At 66.8% G+C, this 7,017-nt stretch carries 9 protein-coding genes; 5 read left to right on the top strand and 4 right to left on the bottom strand.

The window, feature by feature from the left end; all coding sequences use genetic code 11:
- Positions 1-479 precede the first annotated feature (479 nt).
- The 3 genes from msrA (at position 480) to QX010_RS03575 (ending at position 2,355) form a co-directional block, all read left to right on the top strand.
- Positions 480-1,193 carry a peptide-methionine (S)-S-oxide reductase MsrA gene (gene msrA, locus QX010_RS03585; RefSeq protein ID WP_316177643.1) on the top strand — a complete coding sequence of 238 codons (714 nt, stop codon included), beginning with the start codon at positions 480-482 and terminating at the stop codon, positions 1,191-1,193.
- 70 nt (positions 1,194-1,263) lie between these two features.
- On the top strand, positions 1,264-1,674 hold the full coding sequence (gene msrB, locus QX010_RS03580; protein WP_315803340.1) for a peptide-methionine (R)-S-oxide reductase MsrB: 411 nt from the start codon (positions 1,264-1,266) through the stop codon (positions 1,672-1,674).
- A gap of 396 nt (positions 1,675-2,070) precedes the next feature.
- Complete coding sequence (locus QX010_RS03575; protein ID WP_315733902.1) at positions 2,071-2,355, top strand: hypothetical protein; 285 nt, start codon at positions 2,071-2,073, stop codon at positions 2,353-2,355.
- A 100-nt stretch (positions 2,356-2,455) separates the two neighbouring features.
- Here QX010_RS03575 and QX010_RS03570 read toward each other — a convergent pair whose 3' ends face one another.
- Both QX010_RS03570 and QX010_RS03565 read right to left on the bottom strand, forming a co-directional pair.
- Positions 2,456-3,007, bottom strand: a complete 552-nt coding sequence (locus tag QX010_RS03570; protein WP_316177672.1) for a DUF4112 domain-containing protein — start codon at positions 3,005-3,007, stop codon at positions 2,456-2,458.
- A 63-nt stretch (positions 3,008-3,070) separates the two neighbouring features.
- Positions 3,071-4,030, bottom strand: a complete 960-nt coding sequence (locus QX010_RS03565; RefSeq protein ID WP_316177641.1) for an AraC family transcriptional regulator — start codon at positions 4,028-4,030, stop codon at positions 3,071-3,073.
- 260 nt (positions 4,031-4,290) lie between these two features.
- On the opposite strand from QX010_RS03565, the gene QX010_RS03560 reads away from it, so the two are divergent.
- Complete coding sequence (locus QX010_RS03560; RefSeq protein ID WP_316177639.1) at positions 4,291-4,536, top strand: hypothetical protein; 246 nt, start codon at positions 4,291-4,293, stop codon at positions 4,534-4,536.
- A 32-nt stretch (positions 4,537-4,568) separates the two neighbouring features.
- Entirely contained in the window at positions 4,569-4,817 is a 249-nt protein-coding gene (locus QX010_RS03555; protein WP_315803337.1) for a GCG_CRPN prefix-to-repeats domain-containing protein, read from the top strand.
- 28 nt (positions 4,818-4,845) lie between these two features.
- On the opposite strand, the gene QX010_RS03550 is transcribed toward QX010_RS03555, so the two are convergent.
- Both QX010_RS03550 and QX010_RS03545 read right to left on the bottom strand, forming a co-directional pair.
- Positions 4,846-5,283: a DUF5413 family protein gene (locus QX010_RS03550; protein ID WP_315803336.1), complete on the bottom strand. Its 438-nt coding sequence runs from the start codon at positions 5,281-5,283 to the stop codon at positions 4,846-4,848.
- A 54-nt stretch (positions 5,284-5,337) separates the two neighbouring features.
- Positions 5,338-6,987 carry a hypothetical protein gene (locus QX010_RS03545; protein ID WP_316177637.1) on the bottom strand — a complete coding sequence of 550 codons (1,650 nt, stop codon included), beginning with the start codon at positions 6,985-6,987 and terminating at the stop codon, positions 5,338-5,340.
- Positions 6,988-7,017 lie beyond the last annotated feature (30 nt).

Here is a 7,017-nt window from a genome sequence, read left to right as displayed (position 1 = left end):
CTCAGATCCAGCGACGGGCGGTTGGTCAGAACCGCCCGTTCGCACATTCTGGCAGGTTTCGAACACACAAGAGCACGTATAAGCGTTAAAACCATCGCGCAGGGAGGGCCGGATCTGTCCGGCTGAACCTGTGGTACCTGCCGCCTGCATTTTTTTAAGCAGGCGGGCCACGGGCCTCAGTCGAGGTCCGGCCTTCCCTGCGCCCTCCACTTCGGAGGGCCGATGAACCTGCATCCCTCGGGCAATTCGGGCCGCGAGACCACATCGTCATGCCTGGAACGGTCTCGCCACAACTCCCAGCGTCGTCCCGGCACCCATCGGGCGATTGCGCACGTGCCGCCGCCCCCCGCCTGTTCACGCAGTCGTGTCACGTCCCCCGTAACGCCGGACGGGCACGGACGTATCTTGCAGCAGAGGCCGGGCCGGGCCAGTGTTTCCGGCCGGCGAGACGAGACAAGCCCCCTCACGAGGATTCGAAGATGCGCCTCACCCGCTCCCTTTTCGTCAAGACAGCCGTGCTCGGTGCGATGGCGGCAGGCATCCTGGCCTGGCAGCCGCTGCATGCCGCCGAGCAGGCCGTTGTGATCCCGCCGCCGGCCCAGGACCAGCCGGCCTCCGACGGACTGGAAACCGCTGTGGTCGCCGGCGGCTGCTTCTGGGGCGTCCAGGGCGTCTACCAGCACACCGCCGGCGTGGTCAGCGCGGTCTCCGGCTATGCCGGCGGCACCAAGGCCACGGCCGACTACCGCATGGTGTCGAGCGGCACGACCGGCCACGCGGAATCGGTCCAGATCAAATACGATCCGAAGAAGATCTCCTACGGCAAGATCCTGCAGATCTTCTTTTCGGTCGTGCACGATCCGACCCAGTTGAACCGCCAGGGCCCGGACAGCGGAACCCAATATCGCTCGGCGATCTTCACCACCTCGGAGGCGCAGAAGAAGGTCGCCGAGGCCTATATCGCGCAGCTCGACAAGGCCAAGGTGTTCGGCAAGCCGATCGTCACCAAGATCGGCAAGCTCGAGGCGTTCTATCCGGCCGAGGACTATCACCAGGACTACCTGACGCTGCACCCCAGCCAACCCTATATCGCCTATAACGACCTGCCGAAGATCGACAATCTGAAGAAGATCTTTGCCGAGAACTACATCGACAAGCCGACGCTGGTCCGGGACGCCAAGGCGACCAACTGAGGCGTCGCGTTCGGCCCGACCAGCGCCATGACAGGGGCGGACCATACGGGTCCGCCTGGAGGACCACAGGATGAGCGACACCAAGACGAACAACAAGGTCGTCAAGAGCGAGGCGGAATGGCGCAAGGAGCTGACGCCGATGCAGTACGCCGTGCTGCGCGAGAAGGCGACCGAGCGCCCCTTCTCGGGCGAGTATGAGCACGAGCACCGCGCCGGGACCTATGTCTGCGCCGGCTGCGGCCAGACCCTGTTCGAGTCCGACGCCAAGTTCGATTCCGGCTGCGGCTGGCCGAGCTTCACCCGGCCGGCGACGGAGAGCCACGTCGACGAGGAGACCGACACGACCCATGGCATGGTTCGTACCGAAGTGCTGTGCTCGAAATGCTCGGGCCATCTCGGCCACGTCTTTCCCGACGGCCCGGGGCCGACCGGCCTGCGCTATTGCATCAACTCGGCGGCGCTGAAGCTGAAACCGCGCTGATGGCACGCCCGGCCCCGGTCCCGTCATCGACGGTACTCGGGGCCGCTGGCTTGCGGCGGGCGAGGCGCGGGCGGTCAAAACCGGCCACAAGGGGTGAGATTTTAGCCGTGCAGATCGGGCTCTCCTGCATTCACAAGTTGCGGATCAATTAAGCTACTGAAAAGACAGCATGTTTCAAGGCGGCCCACAGCGGGCCGGATTTACGATGTGAGCGTGCAGGATTCGCATTTCTGCCAAATCGGCCTATATTAGGGGTCGTAACTGACTATGCAGGGCCGGGCCGCCTGGAGCGGCAAATCCCGCCCTCCACCCCCGCAATCGCTGGCGTCATTGCCAAGCTGAATGTTTTGAAAGCTCGCGTCAGCGCTTCCAGCCGACAAGAAGAGGTCTCAGACCATGCGTCCACTGCGTCCGTTCAACTTCAACACCTCTGCCGAACTGTTTCCCGCCGCCATCCGCAAGAAGAAGCGGGCGGGTTTCGCCTATCGGCGGTTCGGCACCGCGGCCGAAGCCGTGCGCTTCGCCATGGAGGAGTTGCCTGCGGATTCGCTGAATGGCGCCTACCTGCAGGTCGAGGAGGCCCGGTTCGACCAGAACGGCATCCGCACCCTGTATGAGAGCGAGGCGTTTCCGCTGCCGCGCCGCGTGGTCGACAAGGCGCCGGACGCCGATGCGGCCTGACGGCTGCCAGAGCATTCTTCGATACCCTGCCCCGCCTCGTGCGGGGCAGTTTTTTTATGGGGGTCTGTTTGTCCGTTTGTTGCCCCGGTCCCGTCGCACGTCAGCGCGGCTGGGTATCCAGCCACCGCCGCAGGATCTTGGCGTTGCGCATGTTGGCGCGGAACAGCACGTCGAAGGCGTCGCCCGCCACCGGCACCATGCCGATCACGCCCTCGACCGCGACATTGCCCAGCATCCGCGTGATGACATGCCAGGGCGCGCCCAGCGCCCGGGCCTCGCGCACCAGCCACAGCGACAGCGCGGTCGCGATGAGGTCGCCGACCACCGGGATGAGGCCGATGATGCCGTCGATGCCGTAGCGGATGTTGGTGCCGGGCAGGACGAAGGCGACGTCGAGCAGCTTCGCCACCGCCTCGAGCCGCGCGATGCGCTGCTCGCGGGTCAGGTTGCCGAACGGATTGGCGGTGTTGAAATCGAAGCGCACGCCATCCGGGCCGACGAAGGCGCCATTGAACGAGGACCGGAACGCCCCTTGCGGGATCTCTCGTCCGTCCTGGTCGATGATCGGTCCGCGCGCCTCATCGGCGTTGAAGCGCGCATGCGAGGCGCGTCCCGATGCGCGGCGGGGCGAGGTGGACATCTGGTCTTGCATACCCATGAGATGGCAACGCGCGGGGCCCGGCACAAGTTGCGTCGAACCGCCGCCTTGTCTCGCCTAGCGGCCCCGTGCGCCGGTCGGCGTCAGCCCGAAGCGGCGCCGGAAGCAGCGGTTGAAATAGGACAGGTCGTTGAAGCCGCAGGCAAACGCGATATCGCTGATGCGGCGTCCGCCACCGGCCAGCAGGTCCATGGCCTTGCGCAGGCGCAGCTCATTCAGCCGGGCCGAGAAGCCGGCGCCGGCCTCGTGCAGCAGGTCATTGACGTAGCGCTCGGACAGGCCCGCCGCGGCCGCAAGCTTCTGCGCCGAAAAGTCCGGCTCGGCGAAGCGGCTGTTCAGAATGGTCAGCAGTCCCGCGAGGCGAACGCTGCGCAGGCCGCCGCGACCCGCCTTGCGCATCGCGTCGCCGCGCACACCAAGCCCGAGCGCCACCAGATCGAGCAGATGCTGCGCGACCGCCGGGCCGGCTTCGTCGGCCGCGGCGGGATGGGCGAGCAGCAATTCGCTGTAGTCCATCGCGAGCGACAGCGCGCCGCCCGGCGCCAATTCGCGCCCGACCAGGTCATCGACACCGGAGACCATCGAGCGCAGCGTCATCATCGGCAGATGCACGTTGACGAAGCGCTTGTGATTGGCGCCATCGGCGCTGAAGAACGGCTCATCGAGCTTGAGCAGCACCATCGCCCCCGGCCGCAGAGCGAACTCGCGTCCGCGATGAACGACCATCGCCTCGCGACTGCCGGCGTTGCGCGCCAGGCAATAGCGGTCGTCGTTGGTCGCGAGCACCTGGCGCCGTTCGCGCCTGACACGGGTGAAGGTGCCGTCGCAGCGCCCGAGCAGGGTGGTGCCGATGTGGATGGCGTTCATTACGGCGCGAAACGGCACGTCCTCGGCCGGATCGAGCTCGCCCGTGTTGGAGAAGTGCTCGAACAATTCCGCAAAGCACAAGAAGCGCTGCCTGTCGTCGAGCCCTTTCGGCAGCATGTCGGTCGACAGCATTTTCCTGACGATGGTCATCGAAATCGGATCCGAGGCAAAGGAATTTCCGAAGCAACGCGATCAATGTGGCAGCGGCGGGATGAACGGCCGCTGAAGTCGGCAAAGCTCATCAGGACGGATCGGGAGCGCCGATCAGTCCAAGTCGCGCGACCGTTCATGCCGATGAGTCCAAGACAGCGGCAACGGGTTCAACTAGCGATGCGGATGGACGCACGCCGACATGCGTTGCGGCCTGCATCCTCCAAGTCGAACAGCCATGAGTCCGAGGAGAGATTGAAATGACCATGTCTTCCGCGGCCCGCAAGCTCGGCCTCGGCGCCGCCCTCGCGGGTTGCATCGGGATCGGCTACGCGCTCGGCGCGCAGCCGCACATGACCGCGACCGTCACCATGCTGCAATCGGCGCGAGCCGAGCTGGCTCAGGCGACACCGAACAAGGGCGGCCATCGCGAACGCGCGCTGGGGCTGATCGATCAGGCCATCACCGAGGTGCGTGCCGGCATCGCGTTCGCGGCGGGCGGCTGACCAATTCGCAAATCAAACCAGGGAGACCATCGATGCGAACCATCCTCACCAGCACGCTCTTGTTGGGAATTCTGACCGTCGGCGCATCTGCGATGCCGCTGGCTTCGATCGACGCCGGATCCAAGCCGGAGGTGATCCAGGTCGCCGGCGGCTGCGGCCCCGGCTGGCACCGCGGTCCGTATGGCGGATGCCTGCGCAACTATGCCAATCCGGCGGCGCACGCCTGCCCGCGCGGGTTTCACATCGGCCCCGGCGGCCGCTGCCGCGGCAACGGCAGGTAGGGCCGAGCTGCTCGCGTGTTCAGCTTGCTTACGCAGTCGGCGGCTCGGTGGCGACCGCCGGCTGCGGCTCCTCGACGAATCTGTGCACCAGCCACGATGACACCGTCGCCGGGATGAAGCCGACCAGCCCGTAAAGAATCCACTGGATGATGCCGTATTCGGAGCCGTGCGAGGCGTAGTTGAAGGCCGCGAGCAGGAAGGCGATGGCTCCCACCAGCAGCATCCGCAACGTCGGCCCGATGCGCCTGACGTGGAACAGGATGTCGTCGATCGCACAGATCATCAGCGCCGGCAGGAAGCCGAACAGATAGCTGTATTGCAGCGAGGTGACGAAGACCTTGAACAGCTTGGCCACTTCGCCCGGATTGGTGTTTGTCCAATAGCCGGACATGTAGGTCGTGACCAGGAGCAGCGCGAAGCCGCCCAGCGCCGGGCCTACGGCAACGAAGATGAGATATCGCTTCATGCCCAATCTCCTGCCTCACCGGCCCGCCGACCGGGCCAAGCCCGTGCTGATTCCTCAGTCACCCCACAGCGCGAAAGCGTCGTTGAAGGCGCGCTCGCCCGGGGCGCCCTTCTCGATCGCGATGATCGCCCGGCGCTGATTGGTGTAGACCAAGGGAACGTCGAACCAGGAGCGCTCCTTGAGGAGCTGCACGTTGCGGGCGCGATCGGCATCGACGTTGGACAGGCCGACCAGGAAGAAGCCGTCGGTGACCTTGACCGCGAGGCCCGCCAGCGGCGTTCCGCGCGACTGTTCGTTGGACTTCATCAGGATGCCCGGCACGTTGCCGACGCCGCCGCCGTTGAAATCCTGCGGCAGGATGAAAGTGAGCTCGGCGGTGTGGCTCGCCGGCAGCGACGTGTCGGTGTTGCGGCGGAACGACATCGTCATCTTGAACTTGCGATCGGGAATCTCGATGTCGGCGCGCACCGCGATGTCGGCCTTCTGCGTGGCCGTCGCCTTGATCTGCTCGGTGCGCCAGACCACCGAGCCGATATATTGCTTGCCCTTCGGATCGGACGGATCCTCGTCATACAGCACGACGCGCTGCGCGACCGGCGCGATCTGGTCCGAGGACGGCGACTGGCCGACGCGGTCGGTGATCTTCGGCTTGCTCAGCGGCGCGCCGGTGTCCTTCGGCGCCTCGACCGTCGAGGAAGATTTGAACAGGCCGTTGACCATGCCGACCAGCGGCCGGCCCCATAGAATTCCGGCGCCGATCAGGATCAGCACGATCCCGGCGGCGATGGCGGCCTTGAACGGAAAGGTCGAGCCGCTGCGCTCCGACTTCTTCTTGCCCTCGCGATCCTGAGCGGCGCCACGCTGGCGGGTCGAGGTGGCCGGCAGCGCGTAGCGCTCGGCCTCCTGGACCGACTCGTCATAGGAGTACGGCGCTTCGGGCAGCGGCGGCCGGTCATCGTCGTCGCCCTCGAGCCGGTCGAGATCGGTGGCCGGAACGTTGGCGTAGGTCTTGCGCGCCGCGCGGTTGGCCTGAGCGGTGGCCTTGCCGAGATCGTCGACATCAGCGGTGATGTCGCGGAAGCCGCGCATGGCGGGCGGCGTTGCCGGATTGCCGTTGTCCTGAGCACCGCGGCGAGCGGCAGCCGGACGTTCGCGCACGGGAGGCGCCGCCCCATCCTGTGGAGGCGTTTGAGGCGGCTGGGGCCGCGGTGGCAGAGCTGGTGCGCCAGCCGCAGCCGGCGGCGCTTCCGGTCGCTGATTGCGCGCCGGACGCAGCTCGGCCGTCTCGCCGGCGAGCGGCGGCCGGTCGGCCCGGGCAGCAGCCGGGGCCGCCGGTCGCGGCCGGGGGGCGGCCGTGGCGGCCTGGTCTGGAGTCGGAGTGGGCTGAGCCGAGGGGGGTGCCGGAGCATCCGAACTCCGCGCACCGGCCCGTCGGAGCGCATCACCTGGGCGAGCGGCGCCACTGGACGCCCGCTGCGCCTCGCGGGCACGCTGGGCTGCTTCCGCCTCGACCTTGCGCACGGCCTCCTCGAGCGACAGCCGCTCGCGCGTGATCTCGGACTCGCTGAGCGGCGGCTGGACGCTGCGCAGCTGCGCGATCAACGCCGCCCGCGCCCGCTCGTAAAGCGCACGCCGGCTTTCCCCGGGAGCGTTGGGGTCCAATCCGGCAATGGCACGGGCTATCAGCGGGTAGTAGTCGGCCATATCAACTCAATTCGCGCGCTCAGCTGTCGG

The sequence above is a fragment of the Bradyrhizobium sp. SZCCHNRI1009 genome (assembly GCF_032487575.1).
Taxonomy (GTDB): Bacteria; Pseudomonadota; Alphaproteobacteria; order Rhizobiales; family Xanthobacteraceae; genus Bradyrhizobium.
Note: the sequence above shows the minus strand (reverse complement) of the source record. Positions and strands in the feature narration are given on the sequence as shown.